This is a genomic window from Pseudomonas sp. Irchel 3E13, from assembly GCF_900187455.1.
Taxonomy (GTDB): domain Bacteria; phylum Pseudomonadota; class Gammaproteobacteria; order Pseudomonadales; family Pseudomonadaceae; genus Aquipseudomonas.
This window is the reverse complement of the sequence record NZ_FYDX01000012.1, coordinates 66637-89447: the sequence shown is the minus strand read 5'-3', so window position 1 is coordinate 89447 and position 22811 is coordinate 66637. Positions and strand designations below refer to the sequence as shown.

General features: G+C 53.0%; 21 protein-coding genes. 20 read left to right on the top strand and 1 reads right to left on the bottom strand.

Annotation, left to right across the window (positions count from 1 at the left end):
- The first annotated feature begins 76 nt into the window (after nt 1-76).
- The 8 genes from CKW37_RS21400 to traN are packed head-to-tail and all read left to right on the top strand — an operon-like array spanning nt 77 to nt 10212.
- On the top strand, nt 77-766 hold the full coding sequence (locus CKW37_RS21400) for a DsbC family protein (protein ID WP_177454460.1): 690 nt from the start codon (nt 77-79) through the stop codon (nt 764-766).
- On the top strand, nt 767-3169 hold the full coding sequence (gene traC / locus CKW37_RS21395; RefSeq protein ID WP_095158199.1) for a type IV secretion system protein TraC: 2403 nt from the start codon (nt 767-769) through the stop codon (nt 3167-3169). It abuts the gene before it with no gap.
- Nucleotides 3166-3486: a hypothetical protein gene (locus tag CKW37_RS21390; protein ID WP_143502069.1), complete on the top strand. Its 321-nt coding sequence runs from the start codon at nt 3166-3168 to the stop codon at nt 3484-3486. Before traC ends, CKW37_RS21390 begins: the two co-directional genes overlap by 4 nt.
- Nucleotides 3479-3970, top strand: coding sequence for a S26 family signal peptidase (locus CKW37_RS21385; RefSeq protein WP_095158196.1), 492 nt, complete (start codon nt 3479-3481; stop codon nt 3968-3970). The genes CKW37_RS21390 and CKW37_RS21385 overlap by 8 nt, the downstream gene beginning before the upstream one ends.
- On the top strand, nt 3964-5115 hold the full coding sequence (locus CKW37_RS21380) for a TrbC family F-type conjugative pilus assembly protein (RefSeq protein ID WP_095158194.1): 1152 nt from the start codon (nt 3964-3966) through the stop codon (nt 5113-5115). Before CKW37_RS21385 ends, CKW37_RS21380 begins: the two co-directional genes overlap by 7 nt.
- Complete coding sequence (locus CKW37_RS21375) at nt 5112-5816, top strand: EAL domain-containing protein (protein ID WP_095158192.1); 705 nt, start codon at nt 5112-5114, stop codon at nt 5814-5816. Before CKW37_RS21380 ends, CKW37_RS21375 begins: the two co-directional genes overlap by 4 nt.
- Nucleotides 5813-6856: a TraU family protein gene (locus CKW37_RS21370; RefSeq protein WP_177454459.1), complete on the top strand. Its 1044-nt coding sequence runs from the start codon at nt 5813-5815 to the stop codon at nt 6854-6856. Before CKW37_RS21375 ends, CKW37_RS21370 begins: the two co-directional genes overlap by 4 nt.
- An 8-nt stretch (nt 6857-6864) precedes the next feature.
- Nucleotides 6865-10212 carry a conjugal transfer protein TraN gene (traN, locus tag CKW37_RS21365; RefSeq protein WP_095158191.1) on the top strand — a complete coding sequence of 1116 codons (3348 nt, stop codon included), beginning with the start codon at nt 6865-6867 and terminating at the stop codon, nt 10210-10212.
- A gap of 50 nt (nt 10213-10262) precedes the next feature.
- On the opposite strand, the gene CKW37_RS21360 is transcribed toward traN, so the two are convergent.
- The gene (locus tag CKW37_RS21360; protein ID WP_095158189.1) at nt 10263-10916 is read right to left on the bottom strand and encodes a hypothetical protein; all 654 of its coding nucleotides are present in this window, start codon (nt 10914-10916) and stop codon (nt 10263-10265) included.
- A 440-nt stretch (nt 10917-11356) separates the two neighbouring features.
- Between CKW37_RS21360 and CKW37_RS21355 the strand changes: the two genes are divergently transcribed.
- The 12 genes from CKW37_RS21355 (at nt 11357) to CKW37_RS21300 (ending at nt 22698) form a co-directional block, all read left to right on the top strand.
- Nucleotides 11357-11662, top strand: coding sequence for a hypothetical protein (locus CKW37_RS21355; protein WP_095158187.1), 306 nt, complete (start codon nt 11357-11359; stop codon nt 11660-11662).
- A 115-nt stretch (nt 11663-11777) separates the two neighbouring features.
- Nucleotides 11778-11969 carry a hypothetical protein gene (locus CKW37_RS21350; protein ID WP_095158185.1) on the top strand — a complete coding sequence of 64 codons (192 nt, stop codon included), beginning with the start codon at nt 11778-11780 and terminating at the stop codon, nt 11967-11969.
- Nucleotides 11970-12198: 229 nt separating this feature from the next.
- Entirely contained in the window at nt 12199-12687 is a 489-nt protein-coding gene (locus CKW37_RS21345) for a single-stranded DNA-binding protein (RefSeq protein WP_095158183.1), read from the top strand.
- Between the two features lie 97 nt (nt 12688-12784).
- Nucleotides 12785-13960 carry a RecT family recombinase gene (locus CKW37_RS21340; protein WP_095158181.1) on the top strand — a complete coding sequence of 392 codons (1176 nt, stop codon included), beginning with the start codon at nt 12785-12787 and terminating at the stop codon, nt 13958-13960.
- 67 nt (nt 13961-14027) lie between these two features.
- On the top strand, nt 14028-15044 hold the full coding sequence (locus tag CKW37_RS21335; protein ID WP_095158179.1) for a lambda-exonuclease family protein: 1017 nt from the start codon (nt 14028-14030) through the stop codon (nt 15042-15044).
- Between the two features lie 201 nt (nt 15045-15245).
- Nucleotides 15246-16271 (top strand): AAA family ATPase, encoded by a 1026-nt coding sequence (locus CKW37_RS21330; RefSeq protein WP_095158177.1) that lies wholly within the window; start codon nt 15246-15248, stop codon nt 16269-16271.
- Between the two features lie 2 nt (nt 16272-16273).
- The gene (locus CKW37_RS21325) at nt 16274-16714 is read left to right on the top strand and encodes a hypothetical protein (protein WP_095158176.1); all 441 of its coding nucleotides are present in this window, start codon (nt 16274-16276) and stop codon (nt 16712-16714) included.
- Between the two features lie 277 nt (nt 16715-16991).
- Nucleotides 16992-18233 (top strand): DUF3150 domain-containing protein, encoded by a 1242-nt coding sequence (locus tag CKW37_RS21320; RefSeq protein WP_095158174.1) that lies wholly within the window; start codon nt 16992-16994, stop codon nt 18231-18233.
- A 71-nt stretch (nt 18234-18304) separates the two neighbouring features.
- Nucleotides 18305-20125 carry a VWA domain-containing protein gene (locus CKW37_RS21315; protein WP_095158173.1) on the top strand — a complete coding sequence of 607 codons (1821 nt, stop codon included), beginning with the start codon at nt 18305-18307 and terminating at the stop codon, nt 20123-20125.
- A 72-nt stretch (nt 20126-20197) separates the two neighbouring features.
- Complete coding sequence (locus tag CKW37_RS21310) at nt 20198-20620, top strand: hypothetical protein (protein ID WP_095158171.1); 423 nt, start codon at nt 20198-20200, stop codon at nt 20618-20620.
- Nucleotides 20621-20747: 127 nt separating this feature from the next.
- A complete protein-coding gene (locus CKW37_RS21305; RefSeq protein WP_095158169.1) occupies nt 20748-21575 on the top strand; it encodes a hypothetical protein in 828 nt (275 codons plus the stop codon).
- A 196-nt stretch (nt 21576-21771) separates the two neighbouring features.
- On the top strand, nt 21772-22698 hold the full coding sequence (locus CKW37_RS21300; RefSeq protein ID WP_095158167.1) for a hypothetical protein: 927 nt from the start codon (nt 21772-21774) through the stop codon (nt 22696-22698).
- The last annotated feature ends 113 nt before the right edge of the window (nt 22699-22811 follow it).

Genomic DNA, 22811 nt, shown 5'->3' with positions numbered 1-22811 from the left:
CTGCGATAGGGTCAGATTCGAACCCTGATCTTGGTCAAAAACTCTAGCCTGAGGACATCGATATAGAGGTGTCCTCATGTTCAGAAGAATCTTTTTTGCCCTCTTGGCAAGTACGGCAGCGACTGTATCAGCAGCCGACCAGGCTGACAGCCAGCACAATCAGACCGCTCCGATGCCAATCAACGGGATGATCGCTGCGGTCAAGAACGGAAAGCTGGCCTTTGTCAGTGATAACGGACGATTCGTATTTCGCGGCTCCATGTACGACACCTGGTCGCAGCAAGAAGTGACAACTCTGGCTGAGGCAGAACAAGCCTCCAAATACATCGACCTCAAGAAACTCAAGTTCAATATTGAGGATCTGGTTCCCTTTACCGTAGGTACCGGTGCACGGACTGTCGTGGTGTTTACTGACCCTCTGTGTCCGAGCTGTGCCCTCCTGATATCCGATCTTCAGAAGATCGAGGGCTACAACTTCAAAATCGTTGAAGTACCAGCCCTGGGTAACGACAGCGCCAAAATTGTCCGTAGCCTTCTCTGTGCCAAGGACAAGGAAGAAGCCTTTGGCATCGCTACTGGTAAAAGCAAGCCGCGGGTAGTCGACCAGCGAGGTAACGACTGCGACACCTCGCCAATTGGCAAGCGAATCATTTCGGCCCAAATGTTCGGCGTGAAAGGGGTCCCTTTTATGATCCGGGACGATGGGCTCATCAAGCACGGGTACGAAAAGGGGACTCTTTCGAACTGGTTGGCGGGGGCGAAATAAGTGACCGCTCAATCGAAAGCCAACTTCCCCCTAGCCGACTTGCTGAGTGTGGTCGCCTATGATCCCGAAAAATACTACTTCGCCTTGGACGACAACTCGATAGGGTTTTCGTTCTTGTGTCGCCCATTGCCCGGAAGCGACGGCAAAGAAGGCGATCAGTTGAAATCAGTTATGAAGCAGGCTTGGCCGGCGGGAACAACGATCAACTTCAACCTGATCCCTTCCCAGAATATTAACAACCAAGTCAACGCCATGCTGAGGATGCGCTTGGGCTGTGAGGACAACATTGCACACCAAGCGATCAAAAGCCGTGCCGGATATCTGATGAATGGCACCTTGAAGCCAATCGACGACTATTCAGGTATCAAGGTTCGAGAGATACACGTCCTAATTACAGTCGTGATGCCAATCGCTGATGTGATTGCATCTGATAAAGAAATTCAAACGATGTCAGAGCTACGGGCACAGTTCGACTCGACATTCAAGAGCATTGGGTTTGCGCCTCAGGCACTGACCAATCACCTCTACCTTGAAATCATGTCATCGGTCCTAAACCAGGGCGAAAATGCTTCCTGGCGCGATCGTATGCAGGTTGAAGCAGAAGACGACAAGCCGTTGAAGTGCCAGATACTTGATTATGATCGTACGGTGGAAGTTTTCAGTGATCACCTCAAAATCGGCGAGACACTGGTAAAAACTTTGAGCGTGAAGAAGTTCCCGCGCCACACACTCCAGGGTGCTGCAGCTTGGTACCTCGGAGATCTGCTCACCGGTGCTAACGGGATTCGCGAAAACTGCATGATCAGTTTCACCGTATACTTTCCAGAGCAACAGGCTGCTAAGGACAAACTTAATACCAAACGCCAATGGGCAAATAACCAAGCCTACGGGCCACTGTTGAAGTTCGTGCCTAAGTTGGGTGCGAAAAAACAAGGTATGGATGATCTGTTCAAGGAGCTCGAGGAGGGCGAGGCAGCTGTAAGGTGCAACATGACCGTTGTCATCTTCGCCAATGATCGCGATCGACTTGTTCGGGCTACGTCGGAAGCCCGTAACTATTTGGGAATTCGGCAGTTCACACTGCTCGAGGACAAATACTTTGTATTACCGCTATTTCTAAATGCGCTCCCATTTGGCGCCGACCGAAACGCAATCGACGAAACATACCGCTACAAAACTATGGCGATCACCCATGCGCTACCCCTGCTTCCAATTTACGGGGATTGGAAAGGGACCGGGTCGCCAATCATGCAGATGGTTTCACGCAACGGGCAGTTGATGTCGTATTGCTTGTTCGACTCGGAAACAAACTATAACGCGACAGTGGCCGCACAGTCGGGCAGCGGCAAGTCATTCTTAACGAACTACTTGATCACTGCGTACGTGTCAGCTGGCGCTCAGGTGTGGGTAATTGACGTTGGACGCTCGTATGAAAAGCTGTCGAAGGCGTTTGGCGGTGACTTCATCGAGTTCACACCAGAGTCCAACATCTGCTTGAACCCGTTCGAACTGATCCACGTTTACCAGGACGAAGAAGACGTCCTGATTGGGCTCCTGTGTGCCATGGCTGCGCCTACTCAACCACTTATCGACCTGCAGATTGCCGGACTACGGCAACATTGTGGCAAGGTATGGGCCGAGAAAGGCAAGTCAATGATTGTAGACGATGTTGAGAAGTCCTTGCTGCAAGATAGCGACTCTCGTATCGTCGACATCGGCAAACAGCTGTTCCCGTTCACTTCGAAAGGTATGTACGGTAAGTACTTCAACGGCAAGAATAACGTTGACTTCAAAAACCCATTTACCGTTTTGGAACTGGAAGAGCTGAAGGGGCGTAAGCACTTGCAGCAAGTTGTGTTGCTTCAACTGATCTATCAAATTCAACAAGCGATGTTCCTGGGTGACCGGGATCGCAAGAAAATCGTTGTGATCGACGAAGCATGGTCGCTGTTGACTGAAGGGGATGTTGCAAAGTTCATCGAGCACGGATATCGCCGTTTCCGGAAGTACAACGGCGCAGCAATCACTATCACCCAGTCAGTTAACGACCTGTACGCCAGTCCAACAGGAAGGGCTATTGCAGAAAACTCCGCTAACACGTTCCTGTTGGGTCAAAAGCCCGACGCCATCAACATGATTAAGCGTGAAGGGAAGTTAGCGCTTAGTGAAGGTGGTTTCAGTATTCTCAAATCTGTCCATACCATTCGTGGGCAATATTCTGAGATCTTTTTCCAGACGGAGCAGGGATCCGGTGTTGGTCGCCTGACCGTGGATGACTTTTCTAAGCTTTTGTACTCAACCACACCCAAGGACGTTAGCGACATCAACGTTTACATAAAGCAAGGCAAGAATACTGCTGAGGCTATCAACTGCGTGATGCGAGATCGTGAGGTGGTACATTGAAAGCCATGTTGCTTAATGCATTAGTTTCATTCGTTGTTGCTCTCGCAGTGGTGACTATGAAGGACCGATTCTATGGTGATGAGAACGGTACCTTGGTCGCTGTGATGAACTACGATGTTGTTACGACACAGGCCAGCCTGGATACTCCAGAGAAGACCGAGAAGGCATTCGCCAGGTTGAACGCCTCTGCGACAAAACTTGCTGCGGCAGGATATGTGGTGGTCGACTCGCGAGCTCTGGCGGCATACCCGCCTGATCTGGAGGTGCCTTCTCCGGTAGAGCAGGATCAAATGGTTGAGAGTGCGCACGATGAATAGTCACGTGCGATTCTTGGTTCGCGCATTGCCCCTTACCTTGGTCATGGTTGGGGGAAGCCTGTACGCAACCACGCGTTTCGGCATTGGTGTTGATCCGCAGAAGAATACTTGCCTTGATTGGCGAGTTTTCCTAATTGATAAGCATAATACTGTCGTCGAAAGAGACAGTATCTATGCCTTCAGATCGACCCAGATGGAGCCGTTCTTCAAGAATGGAACTACTATTATCAAGTATGCCCGCGGGGTTGCTGGTGATCGAGTCGCAGTAAACGACTCGAAAGTTCTGATCAATGGTAAAGAGCAGGGCGCTGGCCTCCTGTTGTCTGATGCTCTTGGGATGCCGAAATCACGTTATATCCGGGATGAAATCATTCCTGGGCATAAGTACTGGTTCATGGGTACTTCGAACGACAGTTTCGATTCGCGCTACTGGGGCTATGTAATGGAGAGTGACGTTATCGGGAAGGCATACCCTTTATGGTGACCCGTGTAATTGCACTGTCTCTTTTTATGATGTTGCCCACGGCAGGTTGTCTGGCTGATTTGAATTTCGCCGAGCAGGAAAGGGCTGCAATCGAACAGTTTTCTTCAGAACTGAATCAAATCAAGCACAGGACAGACCAGCGGGTTGATTTTACGCTAAAGCACGAGGATTTCGCTTTCGTCAAAGAGTCCGCCCCGCAGTCATCAGGAACTGACGCACAGCCTGTGGCTGACAGCCGTAAGGTGATCTACCAGGTCTTTGTGTCGTGGTCTCTGGGCGAGCACGAAGTTAAGGACATGTTGGTCCGCTACAACGGAAATAAATCGGTTGAGCTAGTGTTCCGCGGCATTCCGGAGGGTATGCCCTTTCCACAAGCTTTGGCAAAACTTCAGAAGCTAGCGTTAGACACTAAGTCAGATACGCCAGTTCTGATCAATCCGGTAGTGTTCAGTGAGGCATCGGTCACTGTAGTTCCGCAAATCAGGAAGCTTGAGGAAGGTAAAGTAATTTACCTTGTGGCAGGTACAACCTCAATATCGGCCGCAGACAACGAATTCAACGCGCGAACGAAAACAAATCTCGGATCGATCGGCCCAACTGAGAATATTGCTGAGCGCGATCTAATTGAAGTTCTTAAAGAGCGTCTGGCCAAGCTTGATTTTAACGAGTTGAAAGAAAACGCGACAAAGCGTTTCTGGGATAAACAGACATTTGTAGACCTGCCGACAGCTACCACTCACAGGGTGAGAAGGCTAAATCCAACCATCACTGTGCCTGAAGACATGATGGCGAGTGATGGAACGCTGATTCATAGGGCGGGAGAGCAGATAAACCCGCTTTCAATTCGTCCATTTACACAGCGTCTCGTAATTATTGATCCTGTTGACCCTGTACAAGTGGCTCTCGCTAAAGAACAAATTAAGAAGAACGCAGACCATCAAAACGTGGTTGTGATTCTCACTCGAGTTGATAGAGCGCTGGGGTGGGATGGATTCACAACCGTCCAGGACCAGATTGGTCGGGCTGTATATCTGCTCCAAGACGACGTTCGTACGCGTTTCTCCATAGATTACGTACCGTCGGTTGTTACCGCCGATACGACAAATTTCTACATTGAAGAATTCCCAGCAGGGGGCCTCAAATGAAAGCAATTGCGCTGCAGGCAATCCACCTACCTAACGGCTCGGTTCTTGGGCATGAGGTGCTCGCGCGTGAAGCCGAGGGTAACTCATGGGTGGGGCCTGGAGCGTTCATGAAGGGGTGCGATGCTCACTCCTGGATCGATTTGGACCACGCAGTGGCGGAGCTCCTGGTTGAACACTCGAAGATGCTCAACGGCCGCGGTGTGGCCTTTGTGAACCTCAGCGCACACACCCTGGAAGAAACAGCAGCCCTTGAGTTCGTTTGCAAGACTTTAACGAAGGCTGTTCGGTCTGGAATAAAAGTGTGTATCGAAGTTTCCGAAACCTTTAACGCTGAAGGTTTGGCGTTACTACAAAGTCTAGATTTGATTAGAGGCCATGGGCTTCTTTTGGCAGTTGACGACTATGGCAAGGATTGGTCGGACTTTAGCCGTTTGACCTCGTACCCTTGGGATTTCTGCAAGGTTGATCTTCCTGCGGTTTGGGATAGTAGTAATTTTGACTGGGTAATTGAGGTGAGGGACTACTGCGCAGTCAATAACATAGGTCTGATTCTAGAGAAGCTCGAGTCGACTCAACTGTTAAATGGGCTACTTAAACCCTTGAGCGCGGCTGCCGTTCAGGGTTTTGCAGTATCCATGCCATTCATTCTTCAAGCGGAATCGCTCGCAGAGCGTGCGTCGTTGAGTAAGGCCGAGTCATGAGAAACTCTCTATTTATTTTCACCTTACTGTCAGCGCTTCTACTTTCTCCTTTGGGGCGGGCTGATCAGACTGTAACTGATTCCCTTTCATGCCCTAATGCTGAACTGTTTAGTGCGAAACTGTTCACGGATTTTTGCTGGGCGTGCCTTTTCCCAATCCGAATTGCTGGTGTAAGTATCACGCCAGGTGAGGCACCCTTCGGAGCTTCAAGCAAAAGCCTATGCATGTGTGAGGACAAGTTAGGGATATTCATGCCTGGCATTGTCAACTCCATGTGGGAGCCGGCGCGACTTATCGAAGTAGTGCGCAAACCTGGGTGTTCCTTGGCGCTTGGTGGAGTTACTTTGCCCATTGGGGACAAGCGACTCTGGGGCACGCTTTCGGATGCGACGGCGGGTAACTCTATTACCAAAGAAAGAATGTCGTTCTACAACGTTCATTACTATGCATTCCCCCTTCTTTCGATTCTAGAAATGTACATGCCCAAGCGCTGCTCTCCAGATGGGTACGCAGACTTTGACATCATCCAGCTCTCGGAAATTGATCCGACTTGGACCAATGATGAACTGGCATTCTTTGTTAACCCAGAGGCGGCTGCCGTTGCCAACCCATTGGCTCAGGCTGCGTGCACAGCTGATGCTGCACTCGGTGTAATAGGCCAGGAGCCATTATCATCTTTGTGGTGGTGCGCAGGGACCTGGGGTGAAATCTACCCGATGGCCGGAACTGCACTACCTAACGATTTCGGTCGAACGACTTCTCTTCTGGCGACACGTACTCTTGCAACCCAGCATCGGCGAGGTCTTGCGCACCTGACTATGGGTGACCAGACAATCTGTCGCGGTTCAATATTTCCAACAGTTCCAAAGTCACAGTACAAGATCTCAATGTTCTATCCACGCGCCGAAGCAAAGCGCAGCCATTGGATAGGCTCACACCCATTGACCTGGCAGGGAGGGGAGGGCCGGGTTATTCCTCAGGTTGGTGAGGATGCCTTGTACATGCTGTTCCGCTGGAACGACTGCTGTAATACTTTGTGAGGTTGTCAATGAATATCGCTGGAAGAACAACAGCGGCGCTTACGCTTCTGTTCTACACCTACTCATCTTTCCTGCCCGCTTGGGCCGATAACATTGCAGCCTCTGCTTCGTCCGGTAATGCGACTGCGACAGAAGCGATGTCGGCCTGGGAGCCACCATCGGTTTCAGATAGTGCAATTAGCTACGGGTCCGGGGCTGATAAGCAGTCCATCAACCTATCTGATCTCTTCCCAGGGGCTGGGGAGAACAAAGGTAATGAAGACCTCACAAAGCTCTATGGCGACGATGAGGGGACGTTGAGCGCGGGTTCAAAAGCGAACACAGCGCTCGGCACTGAAAACTCCATGAGCGGAGATGCCTATCGGCTATTAAAAGGCTCTTCTACCCTCGCTCGGCCAAGCCTTGCCAATGACCCATTGTGGACCAATACTGACAAGGCAATCGACAATCAAGACGTTTTCAATAAAGAATTCTCTGATTGTAAGCAGGTAGTAGATGTCAAGAATACAACAATGACTAAGCACGTTTCTCAGATGAAAACCTGTGAGCGAGTGACAGATCGCTCTGGGAATTTTGTTTTGAAACACGATTACGATGCGGGTGTGATCAGGTATGCATCCGGTCCTACAAACATTCAGTCCTGTGGTACTGGCTGTGTTGACATCTGGCTTGGTCAAGTTGGGGACAACTACTGGTCTGGCTATTGCATGATATATGAAAATCAAATGGAGTTCGAAGTCATCAAGCCTGAGGCTGTCATCGATGCAAAGCTAGTTTATGCGAAGTGGGATGACTACATGCAGGTTTGGGTTGGTGGTACGAAGGTGTGGTCTGGGCCGAATGGACTCTTCCCACCGGAAACAGCCGGTAAATGTGAGCTCGCTACAGACTGGGCGGCAAACCCCGATGTTGACATGACCTCCATTGTGAAACAAAAGGGTGTTCTTCAGTTCAAAATACGAGCGTCTGTTACCGGCTCAGGTGAAGCCTATGCCAAAATGCGCGTTCACTATGACCCGACCAAAGTAATTAGTGATGAAAAATGGTACCCGCAAGAAGCATTGGACGCGCTTGCCAGCGTAAAGGACGGTGCGTGCGAAGGTAATTTCGTTTGCACCAAGATGCCTGCGGTGTCTGACGACGGCTGTGCGGTGATTAATGGTGTTTCTGTATGTGAGAGCTCATTTGAAAACTCACCAGTTCCAGGTGTCTCCCCGTTATGCCAAGAAGTGACAATTGATAACCAGTGTAATTTTTACAAAGGTCAAATGGATTGTTACACAGATGCACAGGGACAGCAGCAGTGCCCCGTAAACTCAGACAAAATATGCTCAGTCACTCATAGCCTTAACGTCATTGAAGTTCCATTTGCCGCAAAGGTTGCTGTTGAGGATAAACCTGGAGCGGGTGAGAATAATCGTGTAGTGGTTGATTTTCTCGCAAGCTCTTTCGCTAACACAACGAGTGCGCTGCGCACGGATAGCTCAATTGACAAAGTCACTTTCGATGCGATCTGTAAAGGTGGCCCTGGCGGAAAGTCACTCCCCCAGAAAATTGCCGTTTCTTCTATTGGTATTTGGAATGGGCACAAATTTGCTCCTAATACGCTGGTGTCTGACTCTGTAAATATTGTCCAGATGCCTACATGTGAGAACGGACTAAAGATGGTGGCCGACATCCAAGACACTGGTGGTGGCACGCCGGGTTCATTCTATGCGCATGAATTCAGGTTTAAGGTTGTCCGGGTTAATGCTGAGAGCTACGGTCCGCAATTCTGTATCGATGCTGCCAATAAGATTCAGAACGGACAATGTGAAACTGGTGGAAGTGTCTCGGTTACAAAGGGCGTTACTTCGGGCTGCCTGCCACTTAACGGAATTCAAGTTTGTCCAGGCGACGAAATGTATAATGCTATGCTTCCGGCTCCAGTAATGGGCTTTGATAAGCTGGCACTTAACCTAAAGGTGGAAGGTGAGTGTGTTAAAGGGGGTATAAATCTTAACTCATGCCAGAAGTTCGAGGATGATAAGTCGTGTGGCTTCATTTCTCAGAAATGCGTTTCAGGGGCAACTGGTAGCTCTGGCCAGTGTTATGTAACTGAGGAGGTATGGGACTGTGGATATGAGGTCGAAGTTCCTGCTACTGAGACAAGTTCTTCCTATCAGTGCGACGGGCCCGTGCGTTGCCTTGGGACAGAGTGCTTCAACCCGGTAGATGAGAAATCCACCGAATTCGCCTATGCAGCAGCAGCCCTGCAGATAGCTCAATTTGCAGAGCATGATCTTGACTGTGGCGATGACCCCACAGGCACGACGTCCGACCACACCTGCAAGGTTTGGAAAGGCGAGGCGATGGAATGTAAGAAGGCGGTCGGTGGTTGGGTGGATTGTTGTGAGGCGCCCGATGGGATTTCGGTCATGGACTATGTGTCCCTTGTCTACAACACGATCCAGCTGAGCGAGAAGGTCGGTATCATCGATTATGCCCCGACCCTTGAAAGCGCCTGGGCCTTCAGTAAAACGTTGGTTTCCAGCGGTTGGGATGCTGCGTGGAGTGCGGCCGGCGCGACCAACGCTGCCATCACCAACGCCGCCCAGCTTGGCGTCATCGGTGCTTTCAAGCAGCAGATGATGAACTATGCCGCGAACTGGACGGCGCAGACGTTTGGCCCTGCCGCTGCGAATATGGTCTTTGCCAGTGGATTTGCAGCCAACGGTGCCAGTGATGTTGCCTATGCTACGACTGACGCTGCTACAGGAGCGGTGACACCCGCTGCAAACGCGACTTGGGCCTCTAGCCTTGCGTCCGTGGTCTCGGTGGTGATGATTGCCTATCTGATCTACCAGATCGCCAATATCCTGGTGCAGATCATCTATGAGTGCGAGCCGGAAGAGTTCGAGCTTGGGGCCAAAAAAGAGACTCAGGTTTGTCACTTTGTCGGTAGCTACTGCGCATCGAAGTCGGCTTTTGGCTGCATTGAGAAGCGTGAATCCTACTGCTGCTTCAACTCTCCACTTGGGCGAATCGTCCAGGAGCAAGCGAGGCCTCAATTGGGCAAAAGTTGGGGCGAGGCAGAGAACCCAACGTGCGAGGGTTTGGAGGTCGAGGACCTCAGTAAGCTCGATTGGTCCAAGATCGACATTTCGGAGTGGATTGGACTGCTTCAGGTAACCAACTTCTACCCGACGGTGTCGAAGTCAACTCTTGAGAATCTCACAGGGTCGGGCACTGCCCTGAACATCACTGGTGATCGGAAGAACACGCTAGAGCGAAATGAGGACCGGCTAGAGGACCACGATTTTGGGGCCTCTCGAAAAGAGGCTGAAGACAAACTAAGGGGTAAATTCTCACAGTAAAAAGAAAGGCGCCATATTGGCGCCTTTTCATTTTCATTTAGAGTTGCAGGCTATGCGGCTTGCTCTTCTTCTTCAGCGATCGCTTTCGCCGTCGAGGTGTCAACTTCTGATTCTTCCGCGGCGTCACCGAGGGTTTTCGCGATGTCGGATGCGGTCGGCTCCTTGCGAGCCTTCTTGCGAGCTTCGCTGGCCATGTTCTGCAGTTTGCGGATGACTTTCATCACCTGACGCATACGCTCGTTTGCCACCAGGCTGTTTTTGTCCGACGGCAGAATGCAGAGCAGCCAGGCAGTTTGGGCCTGGACCAGCATCTGGTCAAACGCCTGGATGATCTGCGCGAATCGCATGATGGCCGGCGTCGATACGGTGAATTTGTACTCTTGGGCGTTGTCGAACCTGGCAACCACGCCTTCTTGGCCGGCCGCGACGATCATGTGCGTGTAACGGTCGCGTTCTTTGATGATTTCGGTTTCCAGGTTCACCATCATCGTTCCGACAGCGTTGATGACTTCGTCGTAGTTAAACGCCTTGTTCGATTGAGACATGGCGCGTGCGACCACGTCCACGGTGAACAGGGCACGGGCCGCCCCTTCGAAGCACCGTCGATGAACACGCTGGGCTTGTTCAGTGCAGAGGGTGTAGGTCGACTCGAGGGTCGCGTTGGAGTAGGTGCCTTCGGGTTTGAAATCGTGTCCGTTTGCCATTGTTGGGATCCTTGGGTTGGGGAGCCTTCACAATATTCCCTGGGACACACCAGGTAGGTTGAATCTGACCCTTTGATGGGGTCAGAAACTGGCCTGGTCGCTTTACACCCGAGAAAAGGGCAGTTATGCTCGAATCTAATCACCACCCAAGCATGTGCTTGAGTGTTGTCCTAGCGGGTTCTACCTGCTGGGGTTATGTGAAGCTGGGCACTATACCCAGCACTTAATCGATCACGATTCGCGGTTGTGATCATACCCAGAGGGGCTTCTATCCCTTTGGGGTGGAGGTTCCTCTTTCTTTTGGAGGCCTCCATGAAAACTGCTTTTATCTCTACCATCCTTTCCGCCCTCGCGCGGATGGCCATGGTCCAGTCCCCAGACACCGGTCATGCTTTCACTTCTTTCGTCTGCCATGTAATGGCTAACGTGGAGGAGAGCAAATGAATAATGCCCCTATCGTGGTGCTCATTCTGCTGGCTGTTGTCCTCTACTTCTACCTAACTCGTTCCAAGAAAGTCGTTCCTCGCCAGGATCCGAAGCTTGGTAATGAGAAAGTAGATGATCTGTCTGCGTCGCCTCCCCAGGCCGCGCATGCAAAAGCAGCAACTGCTTCGCTCGGGCTTAGCGCCCAGGACTGCCTCGCATTGCGTGGCGCCACCCGCACTAATCGGCTTCCGAAATCGATCGATTACTCGGTCTATGACAAGCCGACCTTCGAGCGGCTCAACATCAAGTTGAGCTTCTGAGCTGATGGACTGCCCACTCTTGGAGTGGGCAGTGCTGCAAGGGCCGCCCCGTCAGGTGGTCCACCAAAGCCCTCTGGCCGAGAGCTTTGGTGGACCACCTGGCGAGGAACCCTCCATGCAATATCCAACACAAGCTTTCTATCTAATGGAATTACAAGAGCTACTGCTAGGCGGTCAGACGGTACGTGTGCCTGACAATATCGCCCAGACGGTGACTCCTGAGGTGATGGACATCCGCTACGTTAAGCGGTGGGCCGTACACAACAGGATTCTTCCCGAAACCGCGGAAATCGGGATCTCGATGTAAATTCCACCGATAGCCGGGGGAGGTGACTCCCCCTTGAAGCTTCTTTTCAGTGGCCTTGCACTGAGCCCACTGAAAAGAATCTTCTGAACCCCATTCCTGAATTCCTGATGGTCATTGCTGACCTTCGGATGCAGTAGCTGGACTGCCTTTCCCAGCATTCCTTACAACCCCCCAGGGGCATTCGACCCTTGAGGGGAGGTGCGCCCCGAATCAATGTGGAGTGAACGACATGGCTCGTGGCGTAAACAAAGTAATCATCGTTGGCACCTGTGGCCAAGACCCAGAAGTCCGCTACTTGCCCAACGGCAATGCGGTAACAAATCTCAGCTTGGCTACGAGTGAGCAGTGGACAGACAAGCAGACTGGCCAGAAGGTAGAGCGAACCGAATGGCACCGCGTTTCGATGTTCGGCAAGGTTGCCGAAATCGCCGGTGAGTACCTTCGTAAGGGTTCTCAGGTGTACATCGAAGGCAAACTTCAGACCCGTGAGTGGGAAAAGGACGGCATCACGCGTTACACCACTGAGATCATAGTTGACATGCAAGGCACCATGCAGTTACTCGGCGGCCGTCCGCAGAACCAGGACAGCGGTGCACCGCGTGACAACTACAATCAGGCGCCACCGCAGGCTCCGCGCCAACAGGCTCAGCGTCCGCAACAGGCTCCACATCGCCCGGCCCCTCAGCAGGGTGACGATTACCGTTCTAGGAAGGGATAACCAAACCTTCAGCATTAAATGAAATCTAGCAACTAACCCTCGCGGGGTGCCAATCCCGTTTGGGGTTTGCCTCCGCCTCTCATACTTGGAGGTTGAAATGGCTTATGGCAAACAAGTTTCTAGTAAGCAAGCCGGCGTCGCGCCTGAACAGATCACACAACTGGTCAGAAGCACGGAGCAGGAATTTGCAAGCATTGTCGCGGCAACGAACAGTCGAATTACCTTTGCCCAAGAGGCGCTGTATGCCTACCAGGCTATGCTCGGCAATTCGTATCTCGCGTCAGTTGCAATCAACAATAAACCCAGCTTCGCCTTGGCGATGCAGCAGATCGCCTCTTCGGGTCTGACGCTGAATCCTGCGATGGGGCTGGCCTACCTGGTGCCGCGTGAAGGGAAGGTGATCGCGGATATCTCCTACCGGGGGTTGATGAAGATCGCCACTGACAGCCGCGCGGTTGATCTGGTTGTTGCGTGCTCTGTCTACAGTCTCGACACCTTTAGCTACAACGGTGCCAATGACGAGCCAGTCCACATCTACGATCCGTTTCTCGCAAAGCATGATCGTGGCGAGTTCCGTGGGGTTTACGTCAAGGCCTATCTGTCGATCGGGAAGCTTCTGGTTCATCCAGTTAGCGCTGAAGACGTGTACGCTGCTCGTCAGTTGTCGAGTGCCTGGACCAACACGGACCCGACCAAAAAGAAGGGCCCTTGGGATACTCACTTTGACGCCATGGCGATCAAGACGGGCATCAAAGCGGCCCGCAAGTACTGGCCAATGACAAGCCCTGTCCTGGATAACGTCATTTCCTATCTCAACGAGGAAGGTGGTGAAGGGTTCATGGGTGCGCCCGTTACGCTGGATACCGCTTCGCGTGAGATGAATGGTCCTTCGGTGGCCTCCCAGGGCACTGTAGTCAACTTGCACGGGGGGGCTGTATACGAGAATGAGCCAACTCCAATGGGGCAGCCTCAGCCTAGTGCTGAGCCGGCGTCGGCGGGGGAGGTTTACGACCATCGCCAGGATCCGGCTCGTAACCAGGGCCCGATTCAAACCGAAGGTACGGCCAACGCTCGATCGGCCGGTCGTGATGAAAACGCGGTGCTCATGGAGCGAATCCAGCAAGTGCACGATCGTTCGATGCGCACCGGTGCTTGGCAAAGTGCTTTCGATTGGGCTCATGCCCAACTCAAAGGCGACTTGCTCGAGCATGCTCAGAAAGTGTTCCGTAAGGGGCAGTCCGAGTACCAGGCAAAGCAACAGAAGACTGCTTGATGAAGATACCTAACCCTAAAGGGGGCCTTGCCCCTTTGGGGCAGGTTCCTCCTCACCTGGAGGCACGATGAACGTCATTAACTTGCGCCAACGGAGCCCTCAGTGGCATGCCTGGCGAAACGAAGGAATATCGGCAACGTCCACCGCGGTCATACTGGGACATCATCCCGAGAAAACACGGTGGCGTTTGTGGGCGGAATTGACCGGTAGGGTTGCCTCTATCGACATTTCAATGATTCCTCAGGTTCGCCTGGCAATCATGCTTGAGCCGCACGCTATCGCTTGGTTTCAGGATCGCTACGATACCGTCCTGCTCCCGCTCTGCGGCCAATCGTCAACGCACCCGGTTCTCCGGGCAAGCTTTGATGGTGTGGACGGGGAGAATCGTCCTGTCGAAGTAAAGGTCCTCTCAGACACGAACTTCGATGAGGTTAAGAACCAGGGCGAGTTGTCATCGCACTACAAGCTCTACTGGTGGCAAGTCCAGCATCAGATGGCTGTATCGGGGGCAGATAAGGGCTTTCTGCTTTTCTACCACACCCGGCAGGTGCCGATCGTCTTCGAGATTCTTCGTAGCGACCCGGCGATCAAGCTGATAACCAGGGCGGCACTCCAGTTCTGGGCGTTGGTTGTCTCTGATACAGAGCCAGAAAAGGATCCCTTACGCGATTTCTTCATCCCCGAGGGTGAAGTGCTTGCGGATTGGGTCAAGCATGCAGCCGAGGCCCGGAGAATTGACCGTCGTGTCAGTGAGCTGGAGGCCGAGTTGAAGTTGTTGAAGTCGCAGAAGGAAGGCGTTCAGAAAGGCCTTGTTTCCCTCATGGGGGATCACATGCTTGCTGAGGCGGAGGGCGTTCGAATCTGCCGGTACCAGCAGGCGGGTAATGTGCGGTGGAAGGATCTTTTTGCGAGTCTTCACCCGGACTACCCAGAGAGTCTTTTGGGAGCGTTTCGCGCAGCAGCGTCTGAGCGTTCTCGAATGACGATAGATTCTGAAACGCCACTTTCGGATGCGACATTAGCGCACCTTTTCGAGGCCGAAACAGTTGACCTGGACGGAGGTACTCAGGCATTTTGCATATAGAAATCGGGGGCCAGTCGGCCCTCGGTTTCTCTCTCAAGAAAACTGCGGTAAGCCAGCCCTTACCAGAGCTTTCTGGATTTGTTCCTCGCCATGCGGCATGGAGCGATAACGCAGCTGTTCGTTCTAACAGCAAACCTTAAACCCTCTGGGGCATCCATTCCCCAGAAGGGGAGTGGTGCCTCTTCTTACTGGAGTTGCACCATGAATTTTCAAGAAATTGTCCCAATGAGCGTGTTTGGCACTGTTGGAAGCGAGGCAAGCGTAATGGCTCCCGGCTTCCCTCCAGATCACGACTTGATGGACCTTGTTCCATCGCTCAATCCTCATTACTTCTTCCGCACTCACCTGCGGATGCCGGTAATGAACTTTCTCTACTCACCAGGTGGCGATGCTCTGTCGCTCGTAGGTCCTACCGGTTCTGGTAAGACTTCCTTGCTCGAGCAGATTGCGGCCAGGCTTAACTGGCCGTTTCGTAAGGTGAGTGCTCACTCAAGGATGGAAATCCCGGAGTTGGTAGGGTCCATTGGACTTGAGTGTGATTTAGCTACTGGTGATCAGCGGACCGTGTTCCGCTATGGCCCTTTGGCCAAAGCAATGCGGGAGGGTGCAATATTCGTCTTGGACGAAGCTGATGTTCTCGATCCAGCGGTGTTTGCAGGCCTTAACGCGGTGCTTGAAGGTGGTGCGTTGGTGCTCGCAGAGAACGGCGGCGAAGTCATCTACCCTCACCCAAACTTCCGCGCGGTCATTACGAGTAACACCCGTGGTCAGGGTGATGAGCATGGCCTGCACGGCGGTACCATGGCGCAGAATATTGCGACTTGGGACCGGTACCGGATGCTTGAGGTTCCTTACTTGAGCAAGCAGGAAGAGATGTTGATCATGACTTCAACGATGCCGAAGGTAGACAAGGTCATCCTTGAAAAAATGGTCGACATCGCCAACGATGTGCGCAAGCAATACATTGGCAACCCCGAGATGGAACTGAAGCCTGGTCAGCCTGGCCTGACTATTACGTTCTCCACGCGCTCCCTGCTGCGTTGGGCACGTATTGGTGCTACTTACAGCAGCAACAAAAATGCTCAAGTAGCCTTCCCCTCTACGATGGGGCAAGCGTTGCGTGAAGCACTTACCAACCGTGCAGATAAAGCGATGCGAGTGGTGGTTCATACCATTGCCAAAGACGCGTTTGGAGCCGCTTGGGGCGCAGACCCGGTGCTGGCATAACTATGAGCATCTTCTTCTCCTGTGCTGTTGCAGAGGCAGAGCGGGAGCCCATCCGCCAGGCACTGCAGAGTCTTGACTCTGCAGCTGCCTCGTTGGGGCTTTCTGCGTCACTCCAATCACTGGCCGAGCATTTCGAAAGACCGCTCGCTTCAGGCGAACTGGAACCTACAGAGGACTTTGAAAAGTGTCTTTTGTTGGCGGCTGTGTGTGTCAACCTTGGTGCGGTTAAAACCCCTGCACCGCTGATACACGTTGCTAGTGGAAGCGGTGATTTCATCGCCCTGGACAACGCTAAGGAATGCGATGCTTTCCTCCAGCGTTCGTTGGACCCTGAGCAGTACAAGTCAGGGGTCGAAATCTTGATAAGCCTGGACGTGCTGCCAAAACCCTTGGACCTAACTTCTCTTGCGAACGCTTTTGAGGCTGGGTCATTCTGTCTCTAACCCTAATGGGGCTTGTCCCGCTAGGGGCGGGCTCCGTCCTAATATGGAGCCCAACTTGGATTTTTTGATTGGTGAGATCGCGGGGGCCACTGGCTCCCGCCTTCGAGCCTGTTTTGCTATAGTTCGCCTATAGCAAAACAGGTTCTCAGTGTTGCTCATGTGAGCGACCTGTGAGAAGTGATAGCTGCTCACTTAAATCCGCAGCATTTTTAACTAAACCCATTGGGGGCGTCCTTCCCCATAGGGGCAGACCGCCTCCTCAACCCGGAGGTGCGTCATGCAAAATTCTAATCTCGTTCAAGAAACTCAAATCCTCAGCAAGCTTTTGTTGGTGGATTTGAATGTAAGTATCTGGTCTGGCCGCAAGAAATTGCGCGCAGAGGACCTGGGCTTGGATCTCAACTTGCCACCTTCGGAGCTTGCTTCCTTGGGCAGCAAGCGGATCACTGATCCGGATGAGATCAAAGAGTTCGATCGGCTAAAGCGTCGTGCGATTCGATTGCTTGAATCCAACGGTGTTCGCTTCATGGGCGGCTATGGCCTACCCAATGATGTGGCACCAGCGGTTGCAGCCGAGCTGGAGGAAATCCGCCAGTTGTTCATGCAGCAAATACAGACCTTCATCGGTAAGTACGATCAGATCTGCAAAGACTGGATGGACAAATGGAACGGTAATGCTCAATGGCGTAAAGCGATCGAGAATGCCATTACCCCAAAAGCTGTCGTGGAACAACGCCTGGGCTTTCGCTTTACCCTCTGCCGAGTGGTTCCTGATGCGTCAGATGCCGCCCTGTCCAAGGGGTTGGAGAATGAGGTACAGGGGTTGTCGGGGCAGCTGTTCCGGGAAATTGCCGATGCAGCTGGAGATCTTCTTGATAACAGCTTCGTTGGCAAAGGTTCGGTTAGCCGTAAGGCTGTCAGTGCCATGCTCAAGATGCACAAGAAGCTCAGCTCGCTGGCATTCTTGAATCCCAAGGTTCAAGACGTAGCCGATTACATGATGTCCGTGATCGGTAAGCTGCCGAAAAATGGTCCTTACGAGGGTTCGCAGTTTCAAGATCTGATGGCATTGATCATGAACCTGTCCGACGAGACCAAAATTCTCAGAATGGCTGAGGTCTTCTCGAAGACTGCAATTGACGTCCAGTCTTCGTCGCAGGTTTCGGTTCAGCAAGTTGTGGATGTGGAGCTGCCCCGTCAGGTTGCAGCCACGTCGACGGAGCCGGAGCTGATCGATGATGACGAAACAGCGTTTGACCTGGCTAGCGCAAGCGTGCTGGCAAGCTCTGGTTCCGCGGATCTCCTACAGACCGATCCTGGTGTCACCCTAAATGATCTGATGACTGATAGCGCCCTCGAGGGCGAGATGAGCATTGGTGAGTTGTCGGAGTTGGCGAACCAAATCCAGTCCAATGCAGTTCAACCTGAGCCCGTTGCTGTAACTAGCGCTTTGCCCGTGGCCCACTTTGTGGCGCCAGTGGTTCAGCAGCAAGATGGCGGTATCCAGTTCTGCATGTAATACCAACCCCTCGGGGGCACATCAGCCCCGTCGGGGTTGGTGTGTCTCCAAAATTACCTGGAGGCAGTACCATGAAAAATTCTCTTCACAATGCGTTCCCGATCATCGCGCGCTATTACTGCGATGACTTGGGCGTAAAAGTTGTTTGGGGCGGTGATCAGCCGTGCACAAAGGACAACATCATCTACATGCCGATGCTTGAACCGTCGCCGGTAATGCTCAATGTTGCACTGGGCTTCACGGCTCACGAATCGGCGCACATCAAGTACTCCGACTCGTCGGTTTATGACAAGGCGGCTCTCGAACAGCCGTTTGTGGTCCGCTTCATGAACATGCTTGAAGATGTTCGTATCGAGAAACGGATGATGTTGGATCACTACTCCACGATCCAACCGCTATCAGTGATGGCCAAGGAAGTCCTGGGTGGTGACCACGATCTTTCTGGATTTTCTGAAGCGGTCCTTCTGCTCAATGGCTGCTTGATGGTTGGGCGGGCGAAACTGCTTAATCAGCCAATCCAGCGAGAAGCCGACAACCTCATGCACAAAATGCGTGAGGTTTTTGGTCCCGGCCGCAGCACCAAAATTTTTGGTTTGCTCAGCCAGGTGATAGGTCTTCCTGATACTGAAGCTGTTTATCAACTGACTCACCGCATCCTGAATGTTCTGGATGAGGAGGAGCCGGAAGACCAACATAGTCAGAACCCAAGTCAGCAAACACCAGATCCTGGTCAAGGGGATAGCTCTCCCGGCCAGGGTGATCAGTCCCAAAGCTCACCAGCCAATGGTTCAGATGACAGTTCCCCCGATGGAAACACCGGCGGTACTGATACCTCTAATCCTGATGCAGGCTCCGGCAGTGGTGGTCACTCCGATCCCGATGACTCGGGTGGTGGTGATCCTCAGTCCGCTGGAACTACGGCAGGTAAGGGTCCGAGCGATGGTTTGAAGCAGAAGGTTCTTTCTGCGTCTGATGCGGAGCTCGCTGATGCCCATTCGGACCTTGGCAGCGAAGCAGCAAAACTGATCAAAACGGCCATTGACCGTACAACGCCTACACCTGCTTCGGTAGTGAAGGGCGCGATGGGATCCAGCCTGCTGGGTTCGGTCGTCGTTAACAACGGACAGCTGGCTTCCATGGGGCTGCGCCAGGTGCTTAACGGACTGATCCAAGGGTCGCGCGATGCACGCGTAAGCTTGCGTCGTACGGGGAGCAAGATCGATTCGTCTCGCTTAGCTCAGGTTCGGGTTGGGGAAAACCGGATCTTCCGGCGACAAGAACCTGTGCAACGGACAAACGCTGCAATCGAACTGCTACTCGACGGCTCTGGATCAATGGGGACGAAAGTTTCCGGGACTCCAAAGGGACCTGGCTCTGCTACCCAGAGGGCAAAGACGGCAATGCAAGTTGCTGAAGAGGCAACCCTGGCGATTCTGACCGCATTGGAAGGCATCCCAGGCGTCTCAACCGGCGCGATGGTTTTTCCTCGCAATGATGGTCGTGGCACCGCGGTGGGGATATTGAAACGGCACGACCAGAGATTGATGAGTGCAATTCAGGAGGGGCGATTTGGCCTGACCGAAACTGGCACTACGCCTTTGGCGAACGCTATTTGGCCTGCTGCTGGTGATCTGCTCAAGGCAAAAGGGGAGCGCAAGGTGATGATCGTGATCACCGATGGCGATCCTGATAGCCCGGAGCAAGCAAAAGCTATGGTCGATCGCTGCAAGGCTACTGGTATCGATGTGTTCGCAATTGCCTTCGGGACTGCGAACAAGGCGAGTCTCCAGCAGATCTTTGGCGCCGACAAATGGAAGTTCTTGAGTGACCTGGCTGAATTGCGCAACGCGTTGAACAGCCTGGTCCAACAGGTTCTAACAAAAGCCGCATAACGCGGAATCAACCCACAGGGGGTATCTCACCCCCTAGGGGTGGCGTACCTCCTTCCACCTGGAGGTATACCAATGCAATTAGCCATGTCGTTCGCTGAACTCTCTCACGCTGAGCTTCCTGAAAATCTCTGCAAGAAAGTCCGCCGTGCGCGTCGTCAACCATCGATCAGCGCCGGCGAGGTTCAACAGTTTTCAATATTCGACCTCCTGGCTTTACCGGAGGAAGAGCTTGGGCCTGTTGTGTGGACCGATGACGATATCGACGTTCTCAGGGAAAAGTTGCTGTATGAGGCCTGCAGTGTCTTCTTAGACAAGCGTGCCTCACCCAGCACTCAGAAGGATCGCTGGGCATGGGTCATGAGTGAAGTGCTTTCGCCGTTCTCGTTCAAGGTGTGCATCAGCGCAGCTGGTGTCGACTGCGACAGGTTCCGTGAGAGCTTGATCGATCTATGCCGCCGGCAAGGGGTGCTTGGTCAACTGCAGGTTGCTGCATAACAAATCTCTCCCCTACATGGGGAGATCATGATCGCCGGGGCTGATACAACCTGGTGTTCGAGAAAATTAAACCGCTGGGGCGGTACCTCCCTAGCGGGTGGTGCCTCCCTCACATGCTGGAGGCAACATGCGCTATCACACAGAACGTAAAATCGCTCAACCAATGGTTGAGCTGTTCCCATACCGGGCATCGGAAGGCCCTCGTACAAAGCACGACATCGTGAACCAGGCCGCAAGCTTGGAGCACTTTGAACGGGAACGGCGGAGCGAATTCCTCGAGCGTTTAGCAGTGTTCAGGCAGGCCGGGAATGAGTCGATTCGATCTTTCCCAGCTCAGTTGTTTGAACCAGTATGCAATTACGAGATGCCACCAGCGCCACGTGTGCAACTCCACCCCGCCAGGGAGATGGAGACACACGCAAGTCATCACGTGTTCGACGATGCGCCTTTGGCGTCAATCAGCGACTGCGGTGATTACGGCCTGGAGCCTACTCCATACCTTGATGGTATGGACGGGCTACAGTCGGGTCCCTCCTTCGAGGAGGTTCCTCCTGGGGATTACAGTGATTTTTCCATGGGCGCCAGTGCTGCGGAGTTGCCGGCGGAGGTTCTAGCCGACGACACCAACATCGATTGGTCCCGGGCGAAGGAAGGGGTTGTGTCGCAGCTCGGACGCTACCACTACAAGTTCGATAAAGACCAGTCATTGTCGTACCTGGTGCGGCTTGGCCGGAATGAGTATGTCTGGGGCATCGATCTCGAGCGAGCCATTAACCAACACAAGGTCAAGAAGGGCGATCGTGTCCTTCTGAAGTGTATTGGTAAGCAGCCGGTCGAGGTGGAGGTGAAAGTGAAGCAGCCTGACAATTCGATCGTAATCGAGAAAAAGACGGTGCGTCGAAACACCTGGGTTGCACGCGTCCTTTCACGTGGGGCTGACAAACCACAAGCGTAATACACTCATCCAGGGCCGCCTTCGGGCGGCCTTGGCCTGAGTCTCTACACGATAGGGGCAAGCCCTATCTTGTACAGATTCATGGCACCGGAGTGATCCGGCGCACTTGAGCTGATTTCTCAGCACACACACAACCCAGTGGGGCTTCATACCCCATTCGGGGGGTATGGCCTCACTCCGATTTGGAGATAGAACCATGCTCATTACCCAGAACCTGCAATCCCTCTATACGTCTGCAGAAGCTCATGGGATCACTGTTCCAGGCTCACTGAAAAGACTGCCAGACGCCCTCCATGAGTTCCTCAATCGGGCTGTTGATCTGATTAACTCCGCCGACGCCACAGGGTGTTGTGGTGAGTCGACCGTCGTCGACGCAGAGAAGGTGCAAGCACTCTCGGAGCTGGCGAACGCGTTTCGTGATGATTGGGCCACAGCCAATCCGCCGTCGGTTGAAGTTTCCCTGTCGATCTTTGATCGTCATGGTGACCCATATGCTCAACGGTCGTTGCCTCTGGCTGCAGCAGCTGTATCAGACATTGTCGACCATGCCACACAAGCTGTACTCCTGAGCCGATCTGGCCAGCCCATGGGTTCTGTCCTGGATGATTTGGAGTCGGCACTGGTTACATACGACGTGATTCCTGAAGAGGGCGAAGTGCCTCTCACGGGCTGCACAGTGGAGGTGCTCATCGAAATCGAAAGTCTCGACATCCAGGACGGTCCTCAGTACGGCGGGGCGGTGCTTGCAAGTGGGAAGCGAGTTTTGGTTGATCGAGGACAGCTTCCAGGTGCACCGGTTCGTCTGATGCATGTAGCTCACCCTGATGCACGTAAGTACGGCATTCCGGATGAAGCGACGTATGACGGCGCCGAGCGCTTACTTCGAGACCTCAAGTTGGTTCCGGAGAACCTGAAACTGGAAACCCGCGATCTGCAGGATGACAGCGGTGGCGAAATTACTTTATCGGTAAAGTTGCCGGCCTGCGCTATCTACATCGGTGACTTGTCCGTGGTACGGAAGTACGCGGCGACTCACTGGGACCTGCGATTTCATGCACACAGTGCCGCGGAGCAAAGCGAAATCGTCGATCGCTTCGTTCGCACTGCTTGTGCACCTCAGTAACGGGGTAGGCCCGGTGCTTTACGGCCGAGCCGGTACCAAAGCCATCTGCTAACAACCCATGCGGGGCGAGCCCCGTCTGGGGCTGACCCCGCGCACTAACTGGAGTCAGTACA

Excerpts from the sequence above, each read along its gene's own strand:
- CKW37_RS21400 (WP_177454460.1), top strand. The coding sequence starts at position 77 with ATGTTCAGAAGAATCTTTTTTGCCCTCTTGGCAAGTACGGCAGCGACT.
- CKW37_RS21385 (WP_095158196.1), top strand. The coding sequence starts at position 3,479 with ATGAATAGTCACGTGCGATTCTTGGTTCGCGCATTGCCCCTTACCTTG.
- CKW37_RS21380 (WP_095158194.1), top strand. The coding sequence starts at position 3,964 with ATGGTGACCCGTGTAATTGCACTGTCTCTTTTTATGATGTTGCCCACG.
- CKW37_RS21375 (WP_095158192.1), top strand. The coding sequence starts at position 5,112 with ATGAAAGCAATTGCGCTGCAGGCAATCCACCTACCTAACGGCTCGGTT.
- CKW37_RS21370 (WP_177454459.1), top strand. The coding sequence starts at position 5,813 with ATGAGAAACTCTCTATTTATTTTCACCTTACTGTCAGCGCTTCTACTT.
- traN (WP_095158191.1), top strand. The coding sequence starts at position 6,865 with ATGAATATCGCTGGAAGAACAACAGCGGCGCTTACGCTTCTGTTCTAC.
- CKW37_RS21360 (WP_095158189.1), bottom strand. The coding sequence starts at position 10,916 with ATGGCAAACGGACACGATTTCAAACCCGAAGGCACCTACTCCAACGCG.
- CKW37_RS21355 (WP_095158187.1), top strand. The coding sequence starts at position 11,357 with ATGAATAATGCCCCTATCGTGGTGCTCATTCTGCTGGCTGTTGTCCTC.
- CKW37_RS21350 (WP_095158185.1), top strand. The coding sequence starts at position 11,778 with ATGCAATATCCAACACAAGCTTTCTATCTAATGGAATTACAAGAGCTA.
- CKW37_RS21345 (WP_095158183.1), top strand. The coding sequence starts at position 12,199 with ATGGCTCGTGGCGTAAACAAAGTAATCATCGTTGGCACCTGTGGCCAA.
- CKW37_RS21340 (WP_095158181.1), top strand. The coding sequence starts at position 12,785 with ATGGCTTATGGCAAACAAGTTTCTAGTAAGCAAGCCGGCGTCGCGCCT.
- CKW37_RS21335 (WP_095158179.1), top strand. The coding sequence starts at position 14,028 with ATGAACGTCATTAACTTGCGCCAACGGAGCCCTCAGTGGCATGCCTGG.
- CKW37_RS21330 (WP_095158177.1), top strand. The coding sequence starts at position 15,246 with ATGAATTTTCAAGAAATTGTCCCAATGAGCGTGTTTGGCACTGTTGGA.
- CKW37_RS21325 (WP_095158176.1), top strand. The coding sequence starts at position 16,274 with ATGAGCATCTTCTTCTCCTGTGCTGTTGCAGAGGCAGAGCGGGAGCCC.
- CKW37_RS21320 (WP_095158174.1), top strand. The coding sequence starts at position 16,992 with ATGCAAAATTCTAATCTCGTTCAAGAAACTCAAATCCTCAGCAAGCTT.
- CKW37_RS21315 (WP_095158173.1), top strand. The coding sequence starts at position 18,305 with ATGAAAAATTCTCTTCACAATGCGTTCCCGATCATCGCGCGCTATTAC.
- CKW37_RS21310 (WP_095158171.1), top strand. The coding sequence starts at position 20,198 with ATGCAATTAGCCATGTCGTTCGCTGAACTCTCTCACGCTGAGCTTCCT.
- CKW37_RS21305 (WP_095158169.1), top strand. The coding sequence starts at position 20,748 with ATGCGCTATCACACAGAACGTAAAATCGCTCAACCAATGGTTGAGCTG.
- CKW37_RS21300 (WP_095158167.1), top strand. The coding sequence starts at position 21,772 with ATGCTCATTACCCAGAACCTGCAATCCCTCTATACGTCTGCAGAAGCT.